We start from the raw sequence: 25732 nt of genomic DNA, 5'->3' as shown, positions 1-25732 counted from the left end.
TGAGCAGCTCTCAGCTCACGAGTTCTGACAACAGGGTGTCCGCCTCGGCCAGGCTGCCCACGAATACGGACGCGCCACGCCCATCCACAAGGGAGCCCGCCAGGCCACCCAGCAGGCCGCCGCCGTTGCCCAGGATTTGTCCTACCACCGGTGTGCCGTTCGATTCCAGCTCTCGGCTGCCCAGAGCCGACGCAACTTCCCATGCCTGGTCTTCCATGGCTGCTCCTTCAGCGGGTTGGTCACCACCCTGCCCGCAGGTACGGGCCGGGCAGATCGGTCGCTTCTCCTTTGCCCGCATCTCTCCAAAGGCACATGCCAAGTCACCCGTACGAGGAAGAGGAATCGCTGAACAGCCGCCATGAGCGGGACTTCAGCTTGATCTAGCGCGGAACCCGGGCGTTCACGCCCGGGAGGAAGCGCTTCTCTGGATCGCTCTGACCCGCAGGTGCTCACGAGTCTGCCCTGTTGACCTCAGCCAGGTCGTTTCTGGTTCTCGATGTACTCCTTGATGTGGAGAGGCTGTCGCAGAACGAACACAGTTGTGAGGAGTGTCCATGGTTTCCGCACCGCGACAGCCCGAGCTCTGGGTGACTATCTGTACCGGCATCTGAACTTGCCGTTGGATTTCGAAGGCCCGCTCGCCGTACGGCACGTCGCCGACGTGGCGCTGCTGACCACAGCGCATTCGTCCAGCTGTGCGGCTACGCAGTACCTGGTGTCGGCCGGGGTGGAGAGCGCCTGGCCGCCGTCGGCGTCGCGGTCGACGTCCAGGAGCAGGAGGTGGCGGATCTCGCTCCGGGTCTGGACGGTGATGGTGTCCTCGCGCGGGAAGTCCGGCGTGGCGACCACGAAGTCCGGGTGGTTGAGGATCGCCGCGGCGACGGCCTCGGGCAGCACGGGCTCGGGCATGAGGTCGTCGTCGGTGGGTTCGGCGTCCTGCATGCTGAGGATGCAGGTGAGGCCCGCCGCGCTGGTGAAGGGGACGGTGTCGTCGCCCGGTTCGGCGTCGGCGCTGAGGATGTGCGGGCTGTTGCGCAGCGTGTCGGCGATGCGGACGGCGTCGTGGTCGGCGTCGAGCAGCGGGCTCTTGCCGCGGCCGATGGCCGGGGGTCACCGAGCGCTTCATCTGGCGCCTCTGAGTGTCGCAGTCGGCCATCCCGTCAGACCTGCGCAGAGGCTCCGCAGAACCGTCTTGTTGGTTGCTGTTCGGAGCCCTACTTCGCGGGTGCCCAGTAGCGGCGGGCGAGTGCGTGGAACGCTTCCTTCGGTTCCCAGGGCATGTCTGGGTAGGTGCGGCTCTCGGCGGGGTAGCCGCCGTGCTCGTCGAGGATTTTGACGACGCCGTAGGAGGCGAGGTCCTCGTCAGGTCCAGACAGTCGGTGGGGTGTGGCGAAGCCGGCGAAGCTGAACCAGAAGACGGAGTCGATGCCCTCCTCTTCGAAGACGGTCATGAGGTCGTTGAGGTAGCGGACCTGCTCGCTCTCATCGCGTACCAGGTCGGGCTTGAGGGTGACGCCGTCCGCCTCCTTGGCCATGTACCAGCCGGCGCCGCCGTAGTCCCCCGCGCCCCGGTAGGTGCAGCAGCCGGCCTCCATGACGGCGACGGGCTTGCCGTGGGCGAATTCTTTGCGCAGGTCGTCGCGGTAGGTGGCGGCGTTGCGCAGGCCCCGGAAGGCGTCCAGGCCCACGATGTCGAACGGGGTCCAGTCCACGCCGTCCAAAGGACAGGAGGCGTAGCTCACGCGACCGCCGAAGAGGGGCCGTACGGTGTCGATGACCTCGCCCAGGAAGGTGTTGACCTTGTTGGGTATGCCCTGAAGCGCGGCTTCTCGGCCGGGGCCTGCCAGGACGGGGACGCGTTCGTTGAAGGTGTCGCCGGGCAGGTATCCGCGGGCGAACAGGCTGAGTTCGCAGCCGGTGACGAGGGCGACCGCGGCGCCGTCGCGGCTCAGCCGTTCCGCCCGTTCGGCGCAGTCGGCGAACAGCGGCAGCATCTCGGCGTTCGTCAGCTCGCAGGGGAACGGCGAGAGCCAGACCTCCATCCCCTCCTCCGCCGCGTACCGCGCTGTGGTCTCGATCCGGTCCACGTCGCCGCCCGTGATGCGGACCGCGGTGCAGTGCAGGTCCTGCGCGACGACCCGCATGTCCCGTGCGGCGTCCCGGGAGTCGAAGACGGGACGTGAGGTGTCGCCGTTGGGAAAGGTGCCAGTGTCGTAGTGGATGCCCTTGCCGCGCAGCATGTCGCATGCCTCCGATAGGAATCGTGGGGTGCCGTACGGCGCGATCCTCCAGGTTCCAGCCACGTCAGGGTCAAGCCGGATCGCGACCTGCCGCTGAGCACGCGGCGGCGCCGCGTACGAGGGCACGGACGCCCTTCTGCTCGGCCGGCGGACGTATGACATCTTCGCCGCCTACTGGCCGCACCAGGAGGGCGGCCAGGACAACGAGACCGCCACGCTCTTCAACACCGTCCCCAAGTACGTGGCCTCCCGCGGCAGGCCCGACCTCTCGTGGGCCGGGTCCACGCAGCTCGGCCCGGATCTGGCCGGCGCGGTGCGCGAGATCCGTGACCGGCACGAGCACGTGAAGGTCGTCGGGAGCCTGAACCTGGTGCAGACCCTCCTGCGCGAGAAACTCTTCGACCGTCTCGACCTCTGGGTGCACCCGATCGTGCTCGGCGTCGGGAAGAAGGTGTTCGACGGTGGCGCGGTGCCCACGAACGTCACCCTCCTCGAACCGCCGGTGGCCGGTCCGAAGGGCACCGTGTACCTGCGCTACGGGCTCGCCGACGGCACGCCCGGGACGGGTGACATGAGCGCACCCGATCGCGGTGCCGGGCGCGACGACTGAAGCCGCCCGCGCCGTGTGGGTCCGCGTCGTCGGCGGTGGTGAATGCGCCAGGTCGTCGCCGTCACGCCTTTGGTCCGGCAGGACCGCACTTCATGGGTCCCGACCGTATGCCCAGCACTCGGCGGAGACGCCCGTGAGGCGTTCGGCCTCGGCCCACGGGCGCGCTGCGACACTCTTGTCCTGGCCCGGTCGTGGCAGCGGAACGGTCGATATTGCATTGGTGTTCGCGTGGCTGCACACGGCAGAGTGGCACGGTGACTGAGCTGTGGGCGCATTCCCTGACCTGGGCCGAAGTGGATCCGTCGCGGCATCCGTTCGAGCTGGACGAGGGTGCGGCGAGGGCGTTGGCCGAGAGTGCCGCGCCCCTGCTGCCCGGCGCAGATGCCGTGGAGGAGAACCGTTGGTGCTCGCTGGATCCGGTCACCGAGTTTCTGGTGGAGCGGTACGGCCGGTGGGCCTGCGGGTGATCTCTGTTCGGCGACGGTGCGGCTGTCGTAGCAGAGCGGGCGCATAGGATCGCCGGCATGGCGCTGCGGCCTGTTCACGTGATCATCAAGGCTCTTGACGCCTCGGCGGTCGGCCGGTTCTGGGCGGAGGCGCTCGGCTGGAGTGCTTACAGCCCCGGCGTGACCACCTACGTCGGACCCGTCGGTGGCTTCGTCTGGCCGGACCCGGTCGTCGTAGGCATCGACGTCGTTCCCGTCCCGGAACCCAAAACGACGACAAAGAACCGTGTGCACCTCGACCTCGCCACCACCTCTGCGGCCCGTCAGGCTGAGTTGGTCGCGCGTCTGAAGACTCTCGGGGCGACGCCCGCCCACGTGGGTCAGGGCCAGGTGCCGTGGACGGTCCTCGCCGACCCGGAGGGCAACGAGTTCCGCGTCCTCGCCCCGTCCTGACGCGGGGCCTTGACGACACCCCGACACATGAGCCTTCAACCCCCCACGACCGAGCATGAGCGGGGTCGGCGCTTCGGAAGCAGGGTTCATGACGTGTCCTCACCGGGCTCGCGAGGTGGGCTTGCGTGACCGAGGGGGGCGGGATCGCTGGGATCCCGACCCCCTCGTCGGCTGTCACCCGTCCCGGTCAGGCGGCGAGCTTCTCCGCCAGGGCGGCCAGGCCGTCCCGGTAGATGCCCTCGAAGAGTGCGGTCGCCTCGGCGTCGGTGACACCATCCGGGGTGAACGTGCCCGACCACTCAACCCGGGATCCGTCGACGCCGAGGTCGACGACCTGGAGCGTGGAGCGGTAGCCCGTGACGGGGAAGGGGGCCTGCGCGATCGAGTAGGTGTAACCGCGGGCCGTCTCGTCGAAGGCTTCGAGGCGTTCGACGATGACGCCGCCCTCGGCATTCGTCAGCGTACGCAGCCGACCGCCCTCGCCCAGCAGGCTCTCCGTGATGTACGGCAACCAGTCGGGCAGGGAGCCGAAGCCGCCGATGAGCTGCCAGACCCGGTCGGCGGGCTGCGGCACGTCGAGGGTGACGCGGGCGGCGGTCACGACGCGTCCTTCACGGGGACCGGCGCGTCGTGCGCGATGATCTTCTGCTCGCGCAGGGACTTCCAGAAGCTGTACGGGACGTCCTCGGCGAGCGCGGAGAGGTCCTCGGCGATTCGGCTGGGCCGGGTGGCGCCGGGGATGACCGCGGCGACGGCCGGGTGGGCCAGCACGAACTGGAGGGCGGCGGACTTGATGCCGATGCCGTGCTCCTGCGCGAGCGCCTTGATCCGGCCGACCTTGTCGACGATGTGGGCGGGCGCCTCGGCGTACTCGAAGTGGCTGCCGCCGGCGAGGATGCCGGAGCTGTAGGGGCCGCCGACGACGATGTCGACGTCCTGCTCGGCCGCGGCGGGCAGCAGGCGCTGGAGGGCGCGGGAGTGGTCGAGCAGCGTGTAGCGGCCGGCCAGCAGGAACGCGTCGGGGCGCGGCTCGTCCAGGTCCAGCGTCATCTCCAGCGGCTCGACCTTGTTGACGCCGAGGCCCCAGGCCTTGATGACGCCCTCGTCGCGCAGCCGGGTCAGGGCGCGGAACGCACCGGTGCGGGCGCTCTCGTACACGCCGACCCAGTCGTCGCCGTAGAAGTCCTGGGCGATGTCGTGTACCCAGACGATGTCGAGGCGGTCGGTCCGGAGGCGCTTGAGACTGTCCTCGACGGAGCGCAGCGTCGCGTCGGCGCTGTAGTCGTTGACCATCTTGTTGGGGCGGCCGTGCTCGAACAGGGCGCCCTTCTCGCCGAGTTCACGGCTCGCAGGGTCCTCGATCTCGTCGAGGATGACCCGGCCTACCTTGGTGGACAGGACGTACTCGTCGCGCGGCTTGCCGGCGAGGACGTCGCCGAGCCGGATCTCCGCCAGGCCCGCACCGTACAGGGGGGCGGTGTCGAAGTAGCGGATGCCCTGGTCCCAGGCGGCCTGCACGGTGGCGGCAGCCTCTTCGTCGGGGATGGCGCGGAACATGTTGCCGAGCGGTGCGGTGCCGAAGCCGATGCGGCCCGGCAGGAGGGAGCGGATGCTCATGGTGGTGCCTCAATCTGTGTTACTGCGTGTGGGGGGGTACGAAGGAGGAGTCGTTCTCGGTCGGGCGTGGGCCCTGGTGGTCGGCTAGTTGAGGGTGTCGGGGTCCGGGCCCGTACGCATGCCGCGGTCGAGCGCGGTCAGCGCGTCGATCTCCTGCGGGCTGAGCTCGAAGTCGAAGACGTCGAAGTTCTCGCGGATACGGCTTTCGGTGACCGACTTGGGAATGACCACGTTGCCGATCTGCAGGTGCCAGCGCAGGACTACCTGGGCCGGGCTCTTGCCGTGCGCGGCCGCGATCGTGGTGACCGCGTCGTCCTTGAGGACGGCACCCTGGGCGAGCGGGCTCCACGCCTCGGTGGCGATGCCGTGGCCGGCGTGGAACTCGCGCAGTTCGGCCTGCTGGAGCCCCGGGTGGAGCTCGATCTGGTTCACGGCCGGGACGACCGAGGCGGCACCGAGCAGGCGCTCCAGGTGTGCGGGCTGGAAGTTGGAGACGCCGATGGCGCGGGTGCGCCCGTCGGTGTACAGCTTCTCCAGCGCACGCCACGTGTCGAGGTACAGGTCACGGGCCGGGGTCGGCCAGTGGATGAGGTACAGGTCGACGTGGTCCAGGCCGAGCTTGTCCAGGGAGGCGTCGAACGCGGCGAGCGTGGCTTCGTAGCCCTGGTCGGCGTTCCACAGCTTGGTGGTGATGAACAGCTCGTCGCGGGCGATGCCCGAGTCGGCGAGTGCCTGGCCCACGCCGCGCTCGTTGCCGTAGATCGCGGCGGTGTCGATGCTGCGGTAGCCGGCCCGCAGGGCGGTGGCGACGGCGGTGGTGGTCTCCTCGTCGGGGACCTGGAAGACACCGAAGCCGAGCTGCGGCATGGTGACGCCGTTGTTGAGGGTGACGGTGGGGATGGAGGTCACGATGTTCTCCCTTGTCCTTGTCGATCTTGCTGTCGCCGATGGTGATGGGGGCGATGGGGGGATGGTCCCTGGGTACGTAGTCGATGGTCTGTGCTGTGCGCGGTCGGCGCGCGGTCAGTGGCGCGCGGTGAGCGGTTGCACGGTCAGCGGTCCGCGGCTACGGGCCGCTCCGCCGCGGCTGGAGCCCGGGGCGGCGCGGTGACGGGCGAGTGGCGTTCGGGGGCGCGGCGCTCCAGGGTGCTGGAGACGACGGCGAGGACCAGGGCCGCGGCGGCGAGGACCGCACCGACCCAGTTGGGCGAGGTGTAGCCGAAGCCGGCGGCGATGACGATGCCGCCGAGCCAGGCGGACAGCGCGTTGCCGAGGTTGAAGGCGCCGATGTTGACGGCGGAGGCGAGGGTCGGTGCTCCGTGTGCGTAGTCCAGTACCCGCTTCTGGAGCGGCGGCACCGTGGCGAAGCCCAGGGCCCCGATGAAGAACACGGCGACGGCTGCCGTGACCTTGTTGTGCGCACCGGCGGTGAACAGAGCCAGGACCACGGCCAGGCCGCCGAGCGCGGTGAAGAGCATCGGCATGAGCTTGCGGTCGGCAAACTTTCCGCCGGTCAGGTTGCCGGCCACCATGCCGAGGCCGAACAGGACGAGCAGCCAGGTCACGGACGACTCCGCGTAACCGGCGACGTCGGTCATCATCGGCGCGATGTAGGTGATGGCCGCGAAGACACCGCCGAAGCCGAGCACCGTCATCGCCATGGCGAGCAGCACCTGGACGTTCTTGAACGCGGCCACCTCGTGACGCAGACGTACGCCCTCCGGCTTGGGCATGTCCGGGACGAGCTTGGCGATGCCGGCGAGACCGACGACGCCGAGCGCGGCGACGATGAAGAAGGTGGTGCGCCAGCCGGCACTCTGCCCGACGAACGTGCCGAGCGGCACGCCGACGACATTGGCGACGGTCAGACCGGTGAACATCATGGAGATGGCGCCGGCCTTCTTCTCGGGGGCGACCAGTTCGGCGGCGACGACGGAGCCGATGCCGAAGAACGCACCGTGGGCCAGTGAGGCGACCACGCGGCCGATGAGCATGACGGCGAAGACCGGGGCGACTGCCGAGATGACGTTGCCCACGATGAACAGGCCCATGAGCAGCATGAGCATGTTCTTGCGGGAGATTTTGGTGCCGAGGACCGTCATGAGCGGGGCGCCGAACATGACGCCGAGTGCGTATCCGGTGACGAGGAATCCTGCGGTGGGCACCGAGACGCCGAAGTCGGCGGCGACGTCGGGCAGCAGGCCCATGATGACGAATTCGGTGGTGCCGATGCCGAAGGCCCCGATGGCGAGGGCCAGGAGCGCGAGAGGCATGGAAGTAACCTTCCGAAGGGACGTTGTGGCAGCTCCTTACGAGCGACCACAATAATTGCATGCGCGCGCTAATGCAAACGCGGTATAGTGGCGTATGCCTTGTACGGCTCTGGAGAGACTCTCGAAGGGCTCCGAGGGCCCTCACGGAAGGACGCCTGCCACATGACCGCCACCGACCCCGCGCTCACCTCCCTCGCTCAGGGCTGGTGCGCGTTGTCCCTGCTCCACGGCAGAATCGAGTCGCACCTCGAGCGCGTACTACAGGCCGAGCACGGCCTGAGCGTGCGCGAGTACTTCCTGCTCGACGTCCTCAGCCGCCAGCACGACGGAGAGGGCGGCCACCTACAGATGAAGCAGGTCGCCGACGCCGTCGTCCTCAGCCAGAGCGCCACCACCCGGCTCGTCACGCGCCTGGAGGACCGAGGCCTGCTCTCCCGCTATCTGTGCCCGACCGACCGGCGGGGCATCTACACCAATGTCTCCGAAGCGGGCCTCGCCCTCTTGGAGGCGGCCCGCCCGACCAACAACGAGGCGCTGCGCGAGGCACTCGACGCCGCCGCGTCGGAGCCCGACCTGGCCCCGCTCGTGCGGGTCGTCCGGCGACAGGACAGCAGGCCGGGTGAGCTGTAGCCGTCGCGGTCCGGACGGCACCTGCGGGCATGGTTCACGTGGGGGCGATCACGTCGGCCCCTCACCCGTTGACCGAGCCCACCTCGGCTCCGAGAACCATGTGATCGTCGACCGTCAACGGCCGCGGCCGGCTCCCCGCGCGACGAGGCGGCGGTCTCCTCCGACGCGGCGGAACTCCGCTCGTGGGCGGTCGACCCCGACCCGCAGATCATCGTCTGGACTGCCGAATCCGGCACCCCGACCCACGACAGCCTGCGCCTGCCGGCGTCCTGGGCAGCGGACCCCAGCCACACCGCCAGCGGCAGCACGGCCTGACCGTCCCCGGTACTGCCATCGGTGGCTGTGCGACAAGTCCTCCGGTTCAGGACAGCAGCGTTGTCTCGATCCATGGCGGCGCGATCACCATCAACCAGTACCTCGCCGCCGGCCTGATCGACGAACTGTGATTGCACATGTAGTACGTGGTGCCGCCGTCCATCGGCTGCGGCTCGCGCGCGTGGTGGGTGAGCACGAACACCGGCGCGTGGAACGGCGGATCGTCGCCCCACCAGCCGTTCCACTGCCGATCCCACTCGCCACGCACTGGGCCGAACATGTTGCGACCCATGATGAATGCTTTGGCGGCGGCCAGTTGGTCGATCTCGGCCCGGTTCTCGTCGGGAGCGTCGAACATCCAGGCGTGGAGTTTGTCGCCCGAGCCGTCGCCGCCGTCGTCGCCGAACGGGCGTTCCTCGGTCTGGTTGAGCCCGGCCGAGTACCCGTCAGCCGAGATCGTGATGTCGCAGATCACCTGGCCCGTTGGTCTGGTCATTGTTCGGGTGCTGAGCGGCGCGAGGGGGCGAGGGTGAGATTCGTGTGCCGGTGCGCGGCGGTCAACAGGATCAGGTCTTCCAGCGGGCGGTCTCCAGGGCAGACCCTTGCGAGCCGCGTTGGTCGCGGTGGCGTCTTGTTTCCCGGAGTCAGAGGCGCTTTTCGTTTACCTGCCCAGGTGCCGGACACCAAGCCTGGCGAAAGCGTGAGACCAAGTGGCGTGCAGGAGGAGGACCTGGGCAGTGCAGAAAGACAAACGCAAAGGCAAGGAGAACTCTCTCCTTGCCACTCTCAACGTATAGCGCACTGGGGGGCTTGCCGCAAGACCCGGGTCACGGCGCAGAATCGTCGGCCGATGCCCCAACCTGCGGAGGTGGGGGTACGACGTGCGTGTGTTGTTGTCGACGTATGAGGGGCGCGGTGACGTCGAACCAGCGGTGGGACCGGCAGCGGAGTTGCAGTTTCGGGTGCTCGGCGCGGAGGCGCGGGGGTGCGCGCCGCCCGACCGGGCGGAGCGGCCGGCCGACTCGTCAGAGGAAAGGCAAGCAGGGATGAGGACGTGCTCGACAAGAGGGTCGACAGAGTGGGAGGCGCCGGTGATTCGATCGGCCACCGCAGTGCGACGGAGCACGGCTGCCTCGGAGGTACAGCAATGAGTGAGCAGTACGTGTTGGACCTTCAAGAGGTCGACGCGACGCAGATCGCGGTTGTTGGCGGTAAGGGCGCGCACTTGGGTGGCCTGTCGCGGATCGACGGCATCCGCGTGCCGGCCGGCTTCTGCGTGACGACGGACGCCTTCCGGCGGATCATGGCGGAAGCACCGTCGATCGACGATCGGCTCGATCAGTTGTCACGCTTGAACCCGGACGACCGGGAGGCGATCCGCACCCTCAGCGCGCGGATTCGTCGAATCATCGAAGGGATTGCCATCCCGGGCGATCTCGCGGCTGCGATCACCCGCGCGCTCGGCCGGCTCGGCGAGCGAGCCGCCTACGCCGTCCGATCCAGCGCGACGGCAGAAGACCTGCCGACGGCCTCCTTCGCCGGCCAGCAGGACACGTACCTGAACGTCGTGGGGCCGACGGCGATCCTCCAGCACGTCAGCCGGTGTTGGGCCTCGCTGTTCACCGAGCGGGCCGTGACCTACCGCCAGCGGAACGGCATCGACCACCGCACGGTCCACATGGCCGTGGTCGTGCAGCAGATGGTCTTCCCGCACGCGGCCGGCATCCTGTTCACGGCCGACCCCGTCACGGGCAATCGGAAGGTCGCCACCGTGGACGCCGGCTTCGGCCTCGGCGAGGCCCTGGTCTCCGGCCTGGTGAACCCGGACGTCTTCAAGGTGCGACACGGCGAAGTCGTCGCCAAAGCGATCGCCGCCAAACAGCGTGCCGTTCACGCCCTGCCGGCCGGCGGTACGCAGGAAGTGGCGATCGACTCGCAGCGGCAGGAGCAGCCGGCGCTGACGGATGCGCAGGTCGTGCGGCTCGTACAGCTCGGGCGGCGGATCGAAGCGCACTTCGGCCGCCCGCAGGACATCGAATGGTGCCTGGTCGACGATGGCTTCCAGATCGTTCAGAGCCGGCCGATCACGACGCTGTTCCCCATCCCCGAGACCGGCGACCAGGAGAATCACGTCTACGTCTCCGTCGGTCATGGACAGATGATGACCGACCCCATGAAGCCCCTGGGGCTCTCCATGTGGCAGCTGACGGCCATGGTGCCGATGCGCGAGGCCGGCGGGAGACTGTTCGTCGACGTCACCCGGCGCCTGGCCTCGCCCGCGAGCCGCGCCGGCCTCCTGGACGTCATGGGGAGAGGCGACCCGCTGATCAGGGACGCTCTGGAGACCGTCCTCGACCACGACGATTTCGTCCCGTCGCTCCCGGACGCGGGTCCCGGCGGGCCGCCGGCCGGTGCGTCCGCCACGATCGAGACCGATCCGGCCATCGTGACCGAGCTGATCGAGCGCAGCCGGGTGTCCATCGCCGCCCTGGAGCGCGACATCCGGACGAAGACCGGACCGGCGCTGTTCGACTTCCTGCTGGAGGCCTTCGAGGAGCACAAGCGAGTCCTCAGTGATCCGCTGAGCATGCAGGCGATCATGGCGGGGATGGAGGCCACGTGGTGGCTCAACGACAAGCTGCAGGAGTGGCTGGGCGAGAAGAACGCGGCTGACACGCTGACGCTGTCCGCCCCCGACAACGTCACGTCGGAGATGGGACTGGCGTTGCTCGACGTCGCGGACGTGATCCGCCCGCAGCCGGAGGTGGTGGCGTTCCTGCAGGGCGTCGAGGACGAGGGCTTCCTGGACGAGCTGGCGAAGCTCGCGGGCGGGACCGAAGCGCGCGACGCCATAGAGGCCTACCTCGATCGGTACGGCATGCGCTGCGTCGGCGAGATCGACATCACGAGGCCGCGTTGGCGCGAGCGCCCCACCACGCTCGTGCCCGTGATCCTCGACAACGTCAGGAACTTCGAACCGGGCGCCGCCGAGCGGCGCTTCGAACAAGGGCGGCAGAAGGCGCAGAAGAAGGAACAGGACGTGCTGTCCCGCTTGCGGGCCCTGCCGGACGGGGACCAGAAAGCCGACGAGGCCAAGGGGATGATCGACCGGGTCAGAACCTTCATCGGGTACCGGGAGTACCCGAAGTACGGCATCGTCAGCCGCTACTTCGTCTACAAGCAGGCCCTGCTGGAGGAGGCCGAGCGCCTCGTGCAAGCCAACGTGTTTCCTGAGAAGGAGGACATCTTCTACCTCACGTTCCAAGAACTCCACGACGTCGTGCGCTCGAACCAGGTGGATGACCAGCTCATCCAGCAGCGCAAGGACGCCTTCCGGTCGTACCACGCGCTCACACCGCCCCGGGTGCTCACATCGGATGGTGAGGCCGTCACCGGGGCGTACCGGCGCGACGACGTGCCGGCCGGCGCCCTGATCGGCCTGCCGGTTTCCACCGGGACCATCGAGGGAAGGGCCCGCGTCATCCTTGACATGGCGGAGGCAGATCTCGAAGCGGGCGACATCCTGGTCACGACCTTCACGGACCCTAGCTGGTCGCCGCTGTTCGTCGGAATCGCGGGCCTGGTGACGGAGGTGGGCGGCCTGATGACTCATGGCGCGGTGATCGCCCGGGAGTACGGCTTGCCGGCCGTCGTGGGCGTGGAGCAGGCCACCCGGCTGATTCGGGACGGGCAGCGGATCCGCGTGCACGGAACCGACGGGTACGTCGAGATCCTGCCTTGACCGACCACACCGAGAAGCCCCATCCGTAGCTGCCGGCTAAGGGCTGTCCCGCAAGTGATCTTGAGGTGCGGTGAACATGGGTCGTGGCTGGCATGATTACGGCGCCGGAGCCGTTCCGGAGTCCATACACCGGGCTGAGCCCGGGCGCCTTCGGCAACCGGCTCGCCCTGAGCTGAGTGGTCAGCCGGTGAAGGACTCGGGGCCGAAGCGGCCCCATGCCACGAAGGCGGCCAGGGCGAGATAGACCACGTCGCCCGCGATCGTCAGCTTCTCGCCATGGCGGAGGCGCGTGATCACCGCGCCGACGAACAGCAACACCAGGCCGGTGGCGGCCAGCGGCACCAGAACCGGTGCGATGTCTGGCATGGCGGGCAGGACCAGGCCCGCCGTGGCCAGGAGTTCAAGGGCGCCGATGGCCTGGAGGGCGCCGGGGCTGAAGTCCTCGACCCATCGGGTGGCGGTGCCCATGCCGGCCGTCTTCTCCTTGGGCACGAACGTCTTGGCACTGCTGGCCAGTCAGACAGCGGCCAGCAGTGATCCACAGCGTGAGGTTCATCATCGGCTCCTTGATCGAGGATTGCCCGCACCCCTGTGACGAGACAGCAACCCCGCCTGTGCATCTCCGAACACCCCGGCAGCAGGGAGACGTGGGTCACACGCGTCCGCGTCACAGGGCTTGGGGCTACCTCGTCTCAGGGGGTGTAGCCACTGACGACCACGGAGGAGCACACGATGGACGCGCGACTGAACTACTTCGCCAGCCCGAACCCCGGCAAGGCCCTCAAGTACTTCATGTCGGCGGGCAGGGCGCTCAAGGAATCCCCGCTGCCGGCCGCGACGCAGGAGTTGGTGGCGCTGCGCGTGAGCCAGATCAACGGCTGCGCCGTCTGCATCGACATGCACACAAAGGAGGCCGCCGCTGCCGGGGAGGCCCCGGTGCGGCTGAACCTGGTGGCGGCGTGGCGGGAGGCCACGGTCTTCACCGAGGCCGAACGCGTCGCGCTGGAGCTGGCGGAGCAGGGGACCCGGGTCGCGGACGCGGCCGGCGGGGTCAGCGACGAGGTCTGGGCGCGTGCTGCCGAGCACTACGACGAGGAGCAGCTCACCGCCCTGGTGATCCTGGTGTCCTTCATGAACACGGTGAACCGGCTGAACATCATCACCCAGCAGCCGGCCGGCGACTACGAGGTGGGGCAGTTCCACTGAACGGTCGTCGGCAACCGGCCCGGGCCCGGGCCCGGGCTCTGGGCTCCGGGACCGTGGGGGCCTTGCTCTGCGCCGCCGGTGGACCGGATGATCACCAGAAGATGCCCGCGCCGACGAGTACGGCCGGGCGGGAGGACTGCAAGGGGGAGTCGGCGTGAGCAAGGTCGAGGAGTTCGAGGAGCTGCGGCCGCTGCTGTTCTCGATCGCCTACCGGATTCTGGGCAGCGTGGGAGAGGCCGAGGACGCGGTACAGGAGACCTGGCTGCGCTTCGACGGCTCGGCGACCCGGCCCACGTCGACCAAGGCCTTCTTGTCCGCCACTGTGACGCGGATCTCGATCGACGTGCTGCGCTCCGCACGGGTGAGGCGGGAGGAGTACGTCGGGCCGTGGTTCCCCGAGCCGCTGCTCACCGATCCCTATCAGGATCCGGCACGCTCAGCGGAACTGGCCGACTCTGTGTCGATGGCGGCGCTGCTGCTCCTGGAGCGGCTCAGCCCGCGGGAGCGGTCGGTGTTCGTGCTGCGGGAGGTGTTCGGCTTCGGCTTCGACGAGGTCGCCGCGGCGGTGGAGCGGTCGGAAGCGGCGTGCCGGCAGCTGCTGGTACGGGCGCGGCGGCACATGCAGGCCGGACGGCCACGGTTCGAAGCGGACCGTCAGGAGCGGCAGGAACTGGCGACGCGATTCTTCGACGCACTCCGCGAAGGCGATGTCGTCGGCCTGCGGGATCTACTCGCCGCCGACGTGTCGATGGTCGGGGACGGCGGCGGCAAGGCACCGCAGCTGGCCAGGGCCGTCATCGGCGCCGAGAACGTGGCCCGGCTGCTCGCCTCCGTCTTCCCCCGGATGGCCCGGATCGACGTGACCTTCGAGCCGCACGAGGTCAACGGCCAGCCCGGAGCGATCTTCCGCGACCGGGACGGCAAGGTGCTCCACACCTTGGCCCTCGAGGTGCTCGATGGGCAGATCCAGACCATCCGCTCGGTGATCAACCCCGACAAGCTCGGCCACCTCGGGCCGGTCGCTGACGCCTGGGCTATCGACCGCGAGGTGAAGCAGGCCCGCCCGCAGACGAAATGACCTCGGGACTGGCGTGGGTCGGCTCGTTCACCAGCAGCTCATGTCAGCGGCCGCCAGGTGGCCGGCGCCTATCCGGCGAGGTTGAGGTTGTGCAGGCGGGCTATGCCGCGCATCGCGTGGTGCACACCGTCGCCGCGGAGGCGGCAGTCGCGCAAGATCTTCCAGGTCTTCATGCGGGCAAAGACGTGCTCGACGCGGGCCCGGACCTGCCTGTGGCTCTTGTTGTGCGCCTGCTTCCAGTCGGGGAGTTCTTCGTCCGCGCTGCGACGGCGGTGAGGGATGACCAGTCCCGTTCCGCGGTAGCCGCCGTCGGCGATCGTTACGGTCTTCCCGACGGCGTCCTTCGCGCCGGACTCGGCCCAGGCCCGGCAGTCATTGCGGTTGCCCGGCAGTGGCCGGCCGAGCACGACCACCAGCCGGGTGTCGGCGTCGACGACCACCTGATGGTTCGTCGAGTACCGATAGTTCTTCGACTGCTCAGCCACGGTGTGATCGCGGGTCGGCACCAGGTGAGGTCGGCCCGGGGCGCCCTGCCGACGTTTCCGTCGGTGGGTTTCCCCGGGCCGCCTCCCGCACCCGCCGTGCGCGTCTCCACGCAACGGGCGCTCCACAAGTCCCGGTGGTTCAAATGGTTTTCCTCATGCTGTGCTCGGCCAAGGAGAGGGGATCTTCTTTCCCCGGTAGGAGTAATAGACGATCTTTACTGCCCCGGGGTTAAAGAGAGTCACCTCGCTAGTGGCGGGCCACCATCCGTCGCTGGTGTTCTTGCACCGGATTTCCTTCCAGTTGGTTCGCCGGTGCTTGCGACGAAGCCATCCAAATACCTGCTTCCAGGTGTAGGCCCGCAGGTAGTTGAAGGTCGCCTTCGACGAACCGTGCTTGAAGTAGGCGGTCCAGCCCCGCAGCACCTGATTGAGCCGGTGCAGCAGGGCATCGAGCGGCAGGTTCACATCCTGCCAGCACAACGTCTTCACCTTGGCCATGATGGAGCGGAGCGCCTTCTTGGCCGGATAGAGGTAGACGAAGTGTTTGCTGGTGCCTCGCTTCCGGTGACGTTGGATGCGCCAGCCTAGAAAGTCGAGACCATCCTCGATATGGGTGATCAGTGTCTTCTCTCGCGACAGACGCAAGCCCATCGCAGAAAGCACGATCGCGATCTCCTCACGCAGGCCCTCTGCGTCAGCTCGGGTGCCCGATACCGCCAGGCACCAGTCGTCCGCGTACCGGATCAACCGGTAGTTGGGCAGACCATTCCGGCGACGCTTGGCCTGCTGATATTGCTTGGCACGAGGTCCGCCCGGCGCCTGGGCGATGTACTCGTCCAGCACGGACAGGGCCACGTTGCTCAGCAACGGCGAGAGGATCGATCCTTGCGGGGTACCGGCATCGGTCGACCTCAAGACCTTGTCCTCGCCGAGGATGCCCGCCTTGAGGAACGCCTTCACCAGGGCCAGAACGCGTTTGTCTCCGACGCGTCTTCGCACCCTTTCCATCAAGGCAGGGTGCGAAATTTCATCGAAACAGGCAGCAATGTCACCTTCCACGATCCACTCATACGAGCGGGAGGTCAGGTGACGTACTTCCGCCACCGCGTCATGGGCTCGGCGCTTCGGACGGAACCCGTAACTCTGTGGGTGAAAATCCGTCTCGAAGATCGGCTCCAACACCAGCTTCAAGGATGCCTGGACCACCCGGTCGGTGACGGTCGCGATCCCGAGGCGACGGAGCTTGCCGTTCGCCTTGGGAATGAGCCGCTCACGCACCGGCAACGGGCGGAAACTACGGTCCTTCAACTCAGACCGCAGTTCGTCGAGGAAGACCTCGACTCCTCGCACAGCCTCAACGTAGTGGGCAGTTCGTCCGTCCACTCCGGCGGTGCGAGCACCCTTGTTACCCCGCACCCGAGCCCACGCGACCAGAAGGAAGGCGGGATCGGTCACGAGGTTGAACAGGTCGTCGAACCGGCGGTGAGGATCACCGCTGGCCCACTGGTGCAGCTTGGTCTGAATCCCCGGTACCCGGCGTTCGCCCCAGTAAAGGGCCGATTCCAGTTCGTCGGTATTCACCGGCGAAATCCTCCTGGCATTTCATTCTCCTCCCTGCTGACTTGCTGGCCCCCTTCGCCATGTGCGCGCCTCTCGCACGCTCGGACTACTACGGGACCTCCGCCCCATCCCGCGGCCCTCGGCCGACGACGGGCCTGCCCTGGACCAGGCCGGCTGCCTGGCCCGGAGGGCGACCGGGGATGGTTCCCACGTTCACTCGATGACCGGTCGACGAGGGAGGTGCCCAGCTCTTGCTCCGGCAGCATCGCCACGACTACGCCGCAGTCCTTCATCGTGGCCTCCCCACCGACGGCACTACGCGGCTTCGGAGTTGACCACCAGAGTGGTCACGCACTGCATCCCGGCCCATATCCACCAGATTGGAGCCGGTTCGTCGCTTACGGAGCTTTGCCACTGGTTCCTCGCGTACACCTTCTCGTCTCGCTTGCCGGACCCGCACCGTCTGGCAGTGCCAGCACGTCCCGGCGTTGTCAGGGCCGCTTCCCACCCTCACTGGCGTCCCCCAGATCAGGCTGCCCTCAGCGTCAACCGGACTGCTGCGACAGTCCGATGGCGGAGTCCTTTCACCCCCGCCCGGTCATCAAGCGCCTCGTGGCGCACAGTGCCGTCCACGATGAGCACGGCGTCCTTGCGGAAGCGGCGCCGCGGCGGGAGCGCGAGCTTCGGTCCGAGGTGGTCGATGACCCGGTCCGCCGCCGACTTCGACACCCCGAACAGGGGCGCCAGTTGCCTCAGCGTCAGGTTGGTGCGCCAGTACGCGGCCACCAGCAGCACCCGGTCCTGAAGCGGGAGCTTCCAAGGCCGGTCACGGCCCGGCGCGCCGGCGCCCTCGCGGCGCAGTTGAGTCACCAACTTGCCGAAGGTGCGTGGGCTCAGCCCGGTGAACGGGGCTATCCAAGACGGCTCTGACGCCGTGATTACACCAGCCACAGTCCAAGACCATCGCACATCAAGATCACTTACGGGACAGCGCTTAAGCAACGCCAAGCAGTTGATGACCACCTGGGAAGTGCCTCTTCCGCTACCACGTACAGGACCCTCAGAACGTCCTAGCGTTGCAGCTCAGAGGCACTTTCTACGTTCTCGATCGCCTACCGAACGGCGTCCCTCGTGACAGCCCGAGGTCAAGGATCTGGTCGCACGGGCTGCTCGTGGTGTTTTCCGGTCTGCTCGTGGCCGGCGTCCTCGGTGCGGCGATGGGCTCGCTGTCCTCGGCGCTGAACTCCGTGTCGGACTCGAGCGTCGCCGACGTCATCCACGGCTTCTTCAGCCTCGATTCTTCAGCGCCGTGAGTGCATGAGCGGGCTGCCGATTCACCCTGTTTGTTCCGCGTGATCGCGGGTGGGACCTTCGCGTGTCGCTACGGCTACGGCTGCGCCGGAGTTCCACGGCACCCGGAGGTCGTGCAGGTCTGCTCAAGAATAAGGCGTTGATCTACGCGGACTGGGACGCGAGCGTCCGCCGCCAGGGGGACGCCCTGGACAAGGCGAAGCGGTACGGCCGGACCTTTGTCAGGATCGGCCGGTTCGAGCCCACCAGCCAGGTGTGTTCCACCTGCGGCCACCGCGACGGACCCAAACCCCTGCACGTGCGGGAATGGACCTGCGTTGCCTGCGGCACCTTCCACGACCGGGATCACAACGCCGCGAAGAACATCAAGGCCGCCGGACTGGCGGTGACAGCCTGCGGAGCGCCGGTAAGACCAGAACCCGTTCTGGCGCAGCGTGAAGAAACAGGAAGCCACGGAAGCCCGCCCGATGCCCGTGCCGCGTAGCGGCACCGCACCGAGCGAGCAGGCCAGAATCTCCCTCCCTTCAGGAGGGAGAGCAAGTCAAAGCCTCCGCGTCACCGTCCCGGCTGACGGGGATTTGCGCCCGCTGCGCGACCCCGCTGCCCCGGACGAGGATGTCGCCGTTCCTTGAACCCAGGTTCAGAGACCGCCGACAGAGGACAACGATCAGCGGTGAGACAGAGCACGGCGGGCAACACCCGCCTCGGCGTGCCTCTCAGCCTCGCGCGCACTGCAGTGTGATCACATAGGGCATGGCATCGTCCTGGACTGGTAGACGGGTACGCCTGCGCGCTATCGAGCCCGACGACTGGACAGCGTTCACGCGCTTCGCCGACGATGACGGGCGGCGAGGGAGCCGGCTGGATCTACCGCGGTCCGCCGAGAGCTACCGTGCCTGGGCGAAGGAGCAAGCCGTTGCCCAGTGCGATGACGACCGCTTCTGGTTGGCAGTCGAAACGAGGGCCAGGGGAGAGCTAGTTGGCACAATCGGCTCACATCGCACCGGCCCTCGTTCAGGCTGGTTCGAGTTTGATGTCACGATCGGCGCTGACCACCGGCGCAAGGGCTACGCCGTAGAAGCCGTGGTGCTGCTGATGCGCTTCATGTTTGCCGAGCGGCGCTATCACAAATGCCTAGCAGCGATCTTCGCCCACAACGAGGCATCGCTGGCACTTATGCGGCGGCTCGGCTTCACCGAGGAGGGGCGCTTGCGGGAACACGTTTTCTTCGCCGGCCGGCACCACGACCTCGTCATGATGGGCATGCTCGCCAACGAGTTCGACCAGCGACACACGATGAGCGAACCATGAACTGGTCATCCATGCGTGTGCGGAACGGCACTCGAACTTGATCAACGTTCGCTGTTCGCGGGTGGAGGCGGCCTGTCACTGACAGCAGGACTGCTCTCAGCTGCGCACGGTGGCACGCAGGCGCAAGCCGACAGTTGTGAGACCTTCGAAGGTGGTGACCTGGTAGCTGGGTTCCGGTCCGGGCGGCTCGCTCAAGTGGTAGCGGCGGGCGGTCTGCGCGGTCAGGAGCGTCAGCATCGCCATGGCCAGAGCGGTTCCCTCGCAGCCGTGCGGCCCGGTACCGAAGGAGAGGAAGACCCCGGGTTTCGCCGGCGAGCCCGAATCATCGAGCCAGCGCTCGGGCTGGAACTGGTCCGGCTCGGAGTGTTCCCGTGCGTCGCGGTGGGCGGTGTAGGGGCAGACGAGAACGGTGGACCCGGCGTCGATGGTGTAGTCGGCGAGCTGAGTCTGTCGCGGGGCGCGCCGGGTCAGTAGCCAGCTCGGGGGGTGCAGTCGGAGGACCTCGCGTACCAGTGCCTGGGTGTATTGCAGGCTGTCGAGGTGGGTGCTGGTCGTCGCGGCCGGGTCCGCGGGCAGCAAGGCGGCTTCGGCCGCGACGCGGCCCGCTGCCTGGGGGTGCAGGGCCAGGTAAAGCAGGATCCATCCGGCGGCCCGGGAAGGTGTCTCGAAGGTGGCGACGGTGATTCCGGGGAGAGTGTCGAGGATGGCCTCTTCCGGCAGTAGGCCATAACGGGAGGAGGGCCGGAGCATCTGTCCCAGCACGTCGTCACCGAGCCGGCCCGATGAAATGCGCCGACGGACGATGGGCCGCAAAGCGTTGATGAAGGCGACTTGCTGCCGTGTGCGGAACCGCCGTGCCGGTGTGGGGATCCAGCGCGGCCATACCCAGCGCGAGGGGCGTACGAGCACCTCCCGGGCCAGGAAGAGCTGTGCGGCAAAGGGCAGCAGGGTGGGAGCGTCCTCGGAGAAGAGGTAGCGCACGCCGATCTCTGCCAGGGCGTGCCGGACCGGGGGCAGAATCTCGACGTCCTGGCCCGTGGGCCACTGGTCAGCAAATCTAGCGGTCCTGGGCGCAATCTCACCGATCCGGGCTGCGACCGCCTGCGCGCGTAGTCCGCGCATGCGGGCGGCGTGCGCGTGGGCACGCTCCTCAGGCGTCGGTGCTCCGCTCGACCGCTTCAACGGCGGGAAGAGAGGCGAGGGTGCCTTGGGGAAGTCCTGCGCGCGGTGCAGGACTGCTTCACACGGCCCGGCCGTAGCGGCCACGTAGACACCCGGCTCCAGCTGCCAGACGTCCCCGCACTCGTCAGCGCCACGGCGCGCCAGCGCCAGCCGGTCACGGCTCCAGGCCGCGAAGTCGGCTTCGGGCAACCGCGGCGGCTCATTCATTCGGCCCATGAGATCGTCCCCGACGCTCGCACCTGTCCAGGCCGATATCGTCGGCATCGTGGCAGGGAGCCGACGGGCGCCCCGGGGCGCCCGCCGATAGTGCGGTCAGACCCCGTCGTCCCCGGCGTACGCATCCCATTCCTTTTCCCCGTACGCACCGTAGTGGCGGGTGAAGGACAGCTTGCCGAGCAGCTTGGCGATCATGATGCACTCCTCTCGCCTGTGTGAGCCCTCCCAGCCGGAGGTTCGGCAAAGAAATTCTCGCCACTCACCAAATGCCACGCATACCATGCTGCCACACATGCCACATATGTCATATTCAGGGCATCAGTCGCACGCATGGATATGAGCTTGCGCTCAGCAGCAGGAGTGGTTCGCGTGCTCCTCTCGGTGCCACCAGTAGCGCTCGGTGGCCGGGGCCTGGGGCACGTCGGGGAGCACGGTGTTGCGGACGGTTGAGGCCGTACGCGCTCGTGCGGCAGCCGCCGGGGTGCCGGCAGTCGCCTCCGTCCCGGCGACGAGGTCGTCCACGCTGCGCACGGCGCCGCCGACGACGACCTGGCGTACCGCCGCGGCTGCAGCAACGTCCTCCAGCGGGTTGCCCTCCACCAGCACCAGGTCGGCGAGCTTGCCCGGCTCCACTGAGCCGAGGTCGCCGCTCAGCCCGAGGGTACGCGCGCCCTCGGCGGTGGCGGAGCGCAGCGCCTCGTACGGGCTGACGCCGTATCGCACCATGGCCTGCAGGTTGAGGTGGTAGTAGATGGCCGGGGGGACCAACGGACTGTCCGTTCCGACGATCACATGCGCCCCGTCGTCGATCAGACGGCGGACGGTTTCGCCGTGTCGTTTCACGAAGGCGATCTCCGCTGCGGGCTCCTCGGCCTGTGCGGCTTCGACACCGTCCCGGAACTCCTCGTACTCGGCTGCGGACATCAGCTCGGTCAGGCGAGGATCACCCACCCGTAGCGGTACAGCCCGGCCCGTACGGTGGACAGACCGAGGCCGGACAGGCCGAGCGTCGGGGTGAGGGACATGCCGGAGCGGGCCAGCGGCCCGGTCACGTCCTGGTAGGTGTGGCCCAGGTGGGTTTCCTTCTGGCGGCGCCCGTAGCGGCTGGTGCCGCCGATGTGCTCCGCGCCGTCCCCACCGAGGCCGAGCGGACCGAACAGGTAGTGCGAGGTGGCGCGCAGGCCGAGGCGGTGCCCCGCCTGGATGGCCTTGCGCTGGAGCGCGTAGGGAAGCCGGACGTACGTCTTGACCAGGTCGTGGCCGAGCGCCTGGGTCTTGTCGAGTTCGCGTTGCAGCTCGTCTTCACTGGTCACCGGGCGGCCGGAGGAATAGTAGACACGCGATCCGTCGATCAGGTCTCCGGCTGCGAACACCCGGGGTCCGGTGCGGCGTCCGGAGTCGATGGCCTCCTTGGCCTCGACCGCGTAGTAGTTCGCGGTGCCCGGGGAGCGTACGGCGGTGACGCCGAAGGACAGCCACAGCCGCCCGGTGTCGTTGCGCTCCCAGGGCCCGTGCTCGTGCACGGCGATCAGGCCGGGCATGGCGGTCAGGTGGCGGGCGTCGACGATCCGGTCGCCGCTGCGGGTGGGGCCGGTGCCGCGCGGGGATATGTCGACGATCCGGTTGCCCCCGACGAGTATGTCGACGTCGTGGCGCAGCCGGGAGTCCATACCGTCCCACAGGGCACCGGCCTGGATCACGGTCCGGCCGGCCGGCTTGGCCTGGCGCCACGTCAGCTTGACGGGGACGGCACGGGACCGGCCGCCGGCGGCGTCGGCGATGCGCAGCCGGCCGTCGGACAGATAGAGCAGCGAGCGCGAGTCCCCGCTCCAGCTGGGGGCGTCGGCGGTCTCGTCGTTGAGCTTGCGGGCGGCGCCGGTCGGCAGGCCGGCCGAGTCCACCGCACTGATCCGCAGGGTGCCGCCGACGACGTACGCGATCTGCTTGCCGTCGGGCGAGTAAACAGGCCCGCTGTCCACCCGGTTGCCGAGCGACGCTCCGGCGACCGGCTCGCTGTAGTCGGTCGCACCGGTGGCCAGCTCGATCGTGAGGATCTGGTTGTGGCCCTCGCGGAAGCGCGGCGTGACCGGCACCAGGACGGCGCTGGAGAGGCGCTTGCCGTCGGCGGAGAAACTCGGCCGGCCCGGGGAGTTGAGCGGGCCGACGACCTTGCGTACGCCCCCGGTGGCCACGTCGACGGTGTACAGGGTGCCCTGGTCGGCGATGAACGCAATCGTCGAACCGTCGGGACTGTAGGCGGGGCCGTCCACACCGCCACCGAGGGCGGTGAGCTGACGCTGCTCGCCGCGGGCGAGGTCGTACAGCCACAGTTCGGCGGCCCCCGTCCGGTCGCTGACGTACACGAGAGTGCGGCCGTCCGGCGACCAGGCGGGGGACGTGTTGTAGTTGCCGTCCGAGACCACGGCCTTGGGTGTCGCACCTCGGCGCATGACCCAGATGTCACCGAGTGCGGCGAAGGCGACCCGGCTGCCGTCCGGCGAGAGCGCCGGGCTGACGATGCCCTTGACCTGCCGGGCCGCGGTGCTGTCGAAGTCCCGTGCGCTGGGCCGCTCTTCGATCCGGGGCACGGTCACGCGGGCGGTGAACTCGATGTCGTCCGCCTTGCCGCCGATCATCCGGCGGCGCAGCTTTCCGTCGGCCGTGTGCAGCAGCTCGTCGTCGGAGATCCAGCGGGCCGGGAAGGGGAAGACGTCCTCCCCCTCGTCGCTGACGACCTTTCCGTCCACGACGAGCGAGGTGCCCTCTTTGGTGAGGTGGACGTAGGCAAGCCGGCTGCCGTCGGGCGAGAAGGACGGGCCGGCGACGAAGCCGTCGGAGACGGTGGCCAGGGTGCGTCGCTCGCCGGAGGCGCTGACCAGGTCGATGGCCCTGGGGGCGCTGCCCGTACCTGTGGTGAAGGCGATCGCCGAGCCGTCCGGCGTCCAGACCGGCTGGGCCTCCTGAGCCGTGCCCTGAGTCCAGGCCTCGCTCTTGCTGCTGTCCAGGGACACTACGTGGATGGCGTAGCGGCTGCCGGTCTCGACAGCACAGGCGATCCGGGTTCCGTCGGGGGAGAACCTCGGTTCGCGGTGGTCGGACGAGCCGGTCGTGAGCTGGCGCAGCCCGCTCCCATCCGTGTTCATGAGCCACAGGTGGAAGTTGCCGTCGGCGTAGGAGACGAAGACGATCCGTCTGCCGTCTGGCGAGAAGTCCGGCTCGGTCGCTTCCTGTTCGACTCCGGTGAGGCGGGTGGCGTCGCCACCGGACGCGGGCACGGTCCACAGGAGATTGACCAGGTCGAAGGCGATGGTCTTCCCGTCCGGAGACAGAGCGGCCGATGCGTTGGTCGCTTCCGTGATGGCGACCTGTTCCGCCGCAGCAACGCTGCTTCGCTGGGCGGTCTGCGCCCGTGCCGGCCCTGCTGCACCACCAGCCAGCCATACGGCCCCGGCCGCGGCGTGCCCACTTCGCTTGACGAACGTCCGGCGTGTGATGCCCACCAGTCCCGCACCTCCTGCAAGATCGACACGATCTTGCAGACCGTATGGGCGGCGACAGAGATGTGACAGCCCCTGCCAAGTATTTGGTACGTGAAATTAACCTGGGCAGTCCGACGAACGATGGCCCGCACTCGTGCTCTGCTCTGCTCCGCTCCGCTCCGGTAGCAGCGTCGTCCTTTACCGTCAGCCGGATGAGTGGGTCTGCCAAATGAACGGCTCCGTGCCGTAGTCGGTGGTGACGTTCCGTTGTCATGCGAGGAGGATGCGGTGGCGGAGGAGGTCGAATCCGGCTCGGCCGTACATCTGTCGCATGATCCTCTTAAAAGTTACGTGGAATCTGCCGGGGTGATCATGTCTCCCTGGTGTAGCCACGAACTTGGGAGACGGCTTGAGCGCCGCTGTGGGAGTGACGGAGAAGTGGCCGGTGCTGGGCCGCCACGAGCAGGCAGCTGGCTGGCTGGCTGCAGGTGTGGTGCGATCTTGGTCGTGCGCCTCGGACGATCGACGCCTACGCCCGCGGGCTGGCCGAGTACCTGGCGGTGTGCGAACGGGAGGGTGTCGACCCGCTGGTCGCCGGTCGCGCTCATATTGCCGTCTACGTAAGGGAGCTGACTGAGCGGCCCAGCCGTCGGGGTGCGAACGTGCTCTCGATCGATTCGGGGTCGGGGCTGGCGAACGCCACGATCCAGCAGCGGCTGGTGCCGGTGCGGTTGTTCTACGACTTCCTGATGGAAGAAGGACTGCGGGATTCCAATCCGGTGGGCCGGGGCCGCTATACGCCGGGGCGCCGGTGGGGCGGGCACCAGCGCGGCCTGGTGCCGCAGCTGACGAAGCTGCCGTGGATTCCGAGCGGACAGCAGTGGTTGGCGATCTTGGACGTCGCGCGCGAGGAGCCGATCCGCAACCGGGTGATGCTGGCCTTGGCCTACGATTCCGCGCTGCGTCGCGAAGAGCTGTGCTCGCTGCGGACCGACGACCTGGATCCGGCTCACCGTACGTTGCGGGTGCGCGCGGAGACGACGAAGAACCGGCTGGAACGGGTGGTGCCGTACTCGGCGTCGACCGGCGTGCTGATGTCGGCCTACCTCACCCACCGGGCCACGGTCAGCCGGGCGAGAGGTCCGCTGTTCCTGTCCGAATCACGGCGCAACTACGGCCAGCCGCTGAGCCTGTGGACGTGGTCGAAGGTGGTACGCCGGATCGCTGTTGCGGCCGACGTGCCGCAGTTCTCCACGCACACCACCCGGCACCTGTGTCTGACCGATCTGGCCCGGATGGGCTGGGAGTTGCATGCGATCGCATCCTTCGCCGGCCACCGTCACACCGACTCCACGCTTCAGTACATCCATCTGTCCGGCCGGACCTGGCCGACAAGCTCGCCCGCGGCATGGAACACATCCACGCGTGGCGCATACAGGCACTTACCTCCCCACACGTCACGTCGCCGGAGGTGGCGCAGTGACTGCATCTCGGCTGGCCCTGCCCGCGGAGGACGGGTCCGAACGCTGGTCCTGGCCGATCATCCCGGACCAATACGACACCGCTGTTGAGGTCCGG

21 protein-coding genes and 5 pseudogenes are annotated in these 25732 nt (G+C 68.2%); 11 read left to right on the top strand and 15 right to left on the bottom strand.

Annotation, left to right across the window (positions count from 1 at the left end; all coding sequences use genetic code 11):
- Positions 1-10: 10 nt before the first annotated feature.
- The 3 genes from ABT114_RS33055 to ABT114_RS33045 all read right to left on the bottom strand — a co-directional run bounded on the left by ABT114_RS33055 (position 11) and on the right by ABT114_RS33045 (position 2240).
- Positions 11-217, bottom strand: a complete 207-nt coding sequence (locus tag ABT114_RS33055; protein ID WP_351146585.1) for a hypothetical protein — start codon at positions 215-217, stop codon at positions 11-13.
- Between the two features lie 374 nt (positions 218-591).
- The gene (locus ABT114_RS33050) at positions 592-942 is read right to left on the bottom strand and encodes a hypothetical protein (protein ID WP_351146584.1); all 351 of its coding nucleotides are present in this window, start codon (positions 940-942) and stop codon (positions 592-594) included.
- Positions 943-1214: 272 nt separating this feature from the next.
- Entirely contained in the window at positions 1215-2240 is a 1026-nt protein-coding gene (locus ABT114_RS33045; RefSeq protein ID WP_351146583.1) for a glycoside hydrolase family 113 protein, read from the bottom strand.
- A gap of 97 nt (positions 2241-2337) precedes the next feature.
- Here ABT114_RS33045 and ABT114_RS33040 point away from each other — a divergent pair.
- From ABT114_RS33040 to ABT114_RS33030, 3 genes and pseudogenes are all read left to right on the top strand, one after another.
- Positions 2338-2850: pseudogene (locus tag ABT114_RS33040) on the top strand (dihydrofolate reductase family protein); the annotation flags it as partial.
- Between the two features lie 254 nt (positions 2851-3104).
- A complete protein-coding gene (locus ABT114_RS33035) occupies positions 3105-3317 on the top strand; it encodes a hypothetical protein (protein WP_351146582.1) in 213 nt (70 codons plus the stop codon).
- A gap of 57 nt (positions 3318-3374) precedes the next feature.
- Positions 3375-3743 (top strand): annotated as a pseudogene (locus tag ABT114_RS33030) (VOC family protein); the annotation flags it as partial.
- Positions 3744-3936: 193 nt separating this feature from the next.
- Here ABT114_RS33030 and ABT114_RS33025 read toward each other — a convergent pair.
- The 4 genes from ABT114_RS33025 to ABT114_RS33010 all read right to left on the bottom strand — a co-directional run bounded on the left by ABT114_RS33025 (position 3937) and on the right by ABT114_RS33010 (position 7639).
- Positions 3937-4350, bottom strand: coding sequence for an SRPBCC family protein (locus ABT114_RS33025; RefSeq protein ID WP_351146581.1), 414 nt, complete (start codon positions 4348-4350; stop codon positions 3937-3939).
- Positions 4347-5366 carry an aldo/keto reductase gene (locus ABT114_RS33020; protein ID WP_351146580.1) on the bottom strand — a complete coding sequence of 340 codons (1020 nt, stop codon included), beginning with the start codon at positions 5364-5366 and terminating at the stop codon, positions 4347-4349. The genes ABT114_RS33025 and ABT114_RS33020 overlap by 4 nt, the downstream gene beginning before the upstream one ends.
- Positions 5367-5450: 84 nt before the next feature.
- Positions 5451-6233, bottom strand: a complete 783-nt coding sequence (locus tag ABT114_RS33015) for an aldo/keto reductase (protein ID WP_502988433.1) — start codon at positions 6231-6233, stop codon at positions 5451-5453.
- Between the two features lie 185 nt (positions 6234-6418).
- Positions 6419-7639, bottom strand: a complete 1221-nt coding sequence (locus ABT114_RS33010; protein WP_351146578.1) for an MFS transporter — start codon at positions 7637-7639, stop codon at positions 6419-6421.
- Positions 7640-7801: 162 nt separating this feature from the next.
- Here ABT114_RS33010 and ABT114_RS33005 point away from each other — a divergent pair, with 162 nt between their 5' ends.
- Entirely contained in the window at positions 7802-8269 is a 468-nt protein-coding gene (locus tag ABT114_RS33005) for a MarR family winged helix-turn-helix transcriptional regulator (RefSeq protein WP_351146577.1), read from the top strand.
- Positions 8270-8723: 454 nt separating this feature from the next.
- Here the strand turns inward: ABT114_RS33005 and ABT114_RS32990 are convergent.
- Positions 8724-9080: pseudogene (locus ABT114_RS32990) on the bottom strand (dihydrofolate reductase family protein); the annotation flags it as partial.
- Positions 9081-9731: 651 nt separating this feature from the next.
- Here ABT114_RS32990 and rph point away from each other — a divergent pair.
- Positions 9732-12326, top strand: coding sequence for a rifamycin-inactivating phosphotransferase (rph, locus tag ABT114_RS32985; protein WP_351146576.1), 2595 nt, complete (start codon positions 9732-9734; stop codon positions 12324-12326).
- 180 nt (positions 12327-12506) lie between these two features.
- Here rph and ABT114_RS32980 read toward each other — a convergent pair whose 3' ends face one another.
- Positions 12507-12794: a DoxX family protein gene (locus tag ABT114_RS32980; protein WP_351146575.1), complete on the bottom strand. Its 288-nt coding sequence runs from the start codon at positions 12792-12794 to the stop codon at positions 12507-12509.
- A 264-nt stretch (positions 12795-13058) separates the two neighbouring features.
- Between ABT114_RS32980 and ABT114_RS32975 the strand changes: the two genes are divergently transcribed.
- Positions 13059-13532, top strand: coding sequence for a carboxymuconolactone decarboxylase family protein (locus ABT114_RS32975; protein WP_351146574.1), 474 nt, complete (start codon positions 13059-13061; stop codon positions 13530-13532).
- Positions 13533-13686: 154 nt separating this feature from the next.
- Positions 13687-14610 (top strand): RNA polymerase sigma-70 factor, encoded by a 924-nt coding sequence (locus ABT114_RS32970; RefSeq protein ID WP_351146573.1) that lies wholly within the window; start codon positions 13687-13689, stop codon positions 14608-14610.
- A gap of 68 nt (positions 14611-14678) precedes the next feature.
- Here the strand turns inward: ABT114_RS32970 and ABT114_RS32965 are convergent.
- The 3 genes and pseudogenes from ABT114_RS32965 to ABT114_RS32955 form a co-directional block, all read right to left on the bottom strand.
- Positions 14679-15119 (bottom strand): annotated as a pseudogene (locus tag ABT114_RS32965) (transposase); the annotation flags it as partial.
- 129 nt (positions 15120-15248) lie between these two features.
- On the bottom strand, positions 15249-16676 hold the full coding sequence (ltrA, locus tag ABT114_RS32960) for a group II intron reverse transcriptase/maturase (RefSeq protein WP_351146572.1): 1428 nt from the start codon (positions 16674-16676) through the stop codon (positions 15249-15251).
- Between the two features lie 597 nt (positions 16677-17273).
- Positions 17274-17606 (bottom strand): annotated as a pseudogene (locus tag ABT114_RS32955) (helix-turn-helix domain-containing protein); the annotation flags it as partial.
- A 221-nt stretch (positions 17607-17827) separates the two neighbouring features.
- Between ABT114_RS32955 and ABT114_RS32950 the strand changes: the two are divergent.
- The 3 genes from ABT114_RS32950 (at position 17828) to ABT114_RS32940 (ending at position 19277) form a co-directional block, all read left to right on the top strand.
- On the top strand, positions 17828-17968 hold the full coding sequence (locus ABT114_RS32950) for a hypothetical protein (RefSeq protein WP_351146728.1): 141 nt from the start codon (positions 17828-17830) through the stop codon (positions 17966-17968).
- 137 nt (positions 17969-18105) lie between these two features.
- The gene (locus ABT114_RS32945; RefSeq protein ID WP_502988429.1) at positions 18106-18450 is read left to right on the top strand and encodes a zinc ribbon domain-containing protein; all 345 of its coding nucleotides are present in this window, start codon (positions 18106-18108) and stop codon (positions 18448-18450) included.
- A gap of 269 nt (positions 18451-18719) precedes the next feature.
- Positions 18720-19277, top strand: coding sequence for a GNAT family N-acetyltransferase (locus ABT114_RS32940; protein ID WP_351146571.1), 558 nt, complete (start codon positions 18720-18722; stop codon positions 19275-19277).
- Between the two features lie 96 nt (positions 19278-19373).
- Here ABT114_RS32940 and ABT114_RS32935 read toward each other — a convergent pair whose 3' ends face one another.
- The 3 genes from ABT114_RS32935 to ABT114_RS32925 all read right to left on the bottom strand — a co-directional run bounded on the left by ABT114_RS32935 (position 19374) and on the right by ABT114_RS32925 (position 24175).
- Positions 19374-20666: a cytochrome P450 gene (locus ABT114_RS32935; RefSeq protein WP_351146570.1), complete on the bottom strand. Its 1293-nt coding sequence runs from the start codon at positions 20664-20666 to the stop codon at positions 19374-19376.
- A gap of 357 nt (positions 20667-21023) precedes the next feature.
- Positions 21024-21599, bottom strand: coding sequence for an amidohydrolase family protein (locus ABT114_RS32930; RefSeq protein WP_351146569.1), 576 nt, complete (start codon positions 21597-21599; stop codon positions 21024-21026).
- 8 nt (positions 21600-21607) lie between these two features.
- Positions 21608-24175 (bottom strand): amidohydrolase, encoded by a 2568-nt coding sequence (locus ABT114_RS32925; protein WP_351146568.1) that lies wholly within the window; start codon positions 24173-24175, stop codon positions 21608-21610.
- A 539-nt stretch (positions 24176-24714) separates the two neighbouring features.
- Here ABT114_RS32925 and ABT114_RS32920 point away from each other — a divergent pair.
- A complete protein-coding gene (locus tag ABT114_RS32920) occupies positions 24715-25725 on the top strand; it encodes a tyrosine-type recombinase/integrase (protein ID WP_351146567.1) in 1011 nt (336 codons plus the stop codon).
- The last annotated feature ends 7 nt before the right edge of the window (positions 25726-25732 follow it).

Origin of the sequence: Streptomyces sp. NPDC002088, from assembly GCF_040296605.1 — a bacterium.
Taxonomy (GTDB): Bacteria; Actinomycetota; Actinomycetes; order Streptomycetales; family Streptomycetaceae; genus Streptomyces.
This window is presented reverse-complemented; position numbering and strand designations above follow the sequence as displayed.

Coding starts and splice junctions, on each gene's coding strand:
- ABT114_RS33055 (WP_351146585.1), bottom strand. CDS start 217: ATGGAAGACCAGGCATGGGAAGTTGCGTCGGCTCTGGGCAGCCGAGAG.
- ABT114_RS33050 (WP_351146584.1), bottom strand. CDS start 942: ATGCAGGACGCCGAACCCACCGACGACGACCTCATGCCCGAGCCCGTG.
- ABT114_RS33045 (WP_351146583.1), bottom strand. CDS start 2,240: ATGCTGCGCGGCAAGGGCATCCACTACGACACTGGCACCTTTCCCAAC.
- ABT114_RS33020 (WP_351146580.1), bottom strand. CDS start 5,366: ATGAGCATCCGCTCCCTCCTGCCGGGCCGCATCGGCTTCGGCACCGCA.
- ABT114_RS33015 (WP_502988433.1), bottom strand. CDS start 6,233: ATGCCGCAGCTCGGCTTCGGTGTCTTCCAGGTCCCCGACGAGGAGACC.
- ABT114_RS33010 (WP_351146578.1), bottom strand. CDS start 7,639: ATGCCTCTCGCGCTCCTGGCCCTCGCCATCGGGGCCTTCGGCATCGGC.
- ABT114_RS33005 (WP_351146577.1), top strand. CDS start 7,802: ATGACCGCCACCGACCCCGCGCTCACCTCCCTCGCTCAGGGCTGGTGC.
- rph (WP_351146576.1), top strand. CDS start 9,732: ATGAGTGAGCAGTACGTGTTGGACCTTCAAGAGGTCGACGCGACGCAG.
- ABT114_RS32980 (WP_351146575.1), bottom strand. CDS start 12,794: ATGGGCACCGCCACCCGATGGGTCGAGGACTTCAGCCCCGGCGCCCTC.
- ABT114_RS32975 (WP_351146574.1), top strand. CDS start 13,059: ATGGACGCGCGACTGAACTACTTCGCCAGCCCGAACCCCGGCAAGGCC.
- ABT114_RS32940 (WP_351146571.1), top strand. CDS start 18,720: ATGGCATCGTCCTGGACTGGTAGACGGGTACGCCTGCGCGCTATCGAG.
- ABT114_RS32935 (WP_351146570.1), bottom strand. CDS start 20,666: ATGAATGAGCCGCCGCGGTTGCCCGAAGCCGACTTCGCGGCCTGGAGC.
- ABT114_RS32930 (WP_351146569.1), bottom strand. CDS start 21,599: ATGTCCGCAGCCGAGTACGAGGAGTTCCGGGACGGTGTCGAAGCCGCA.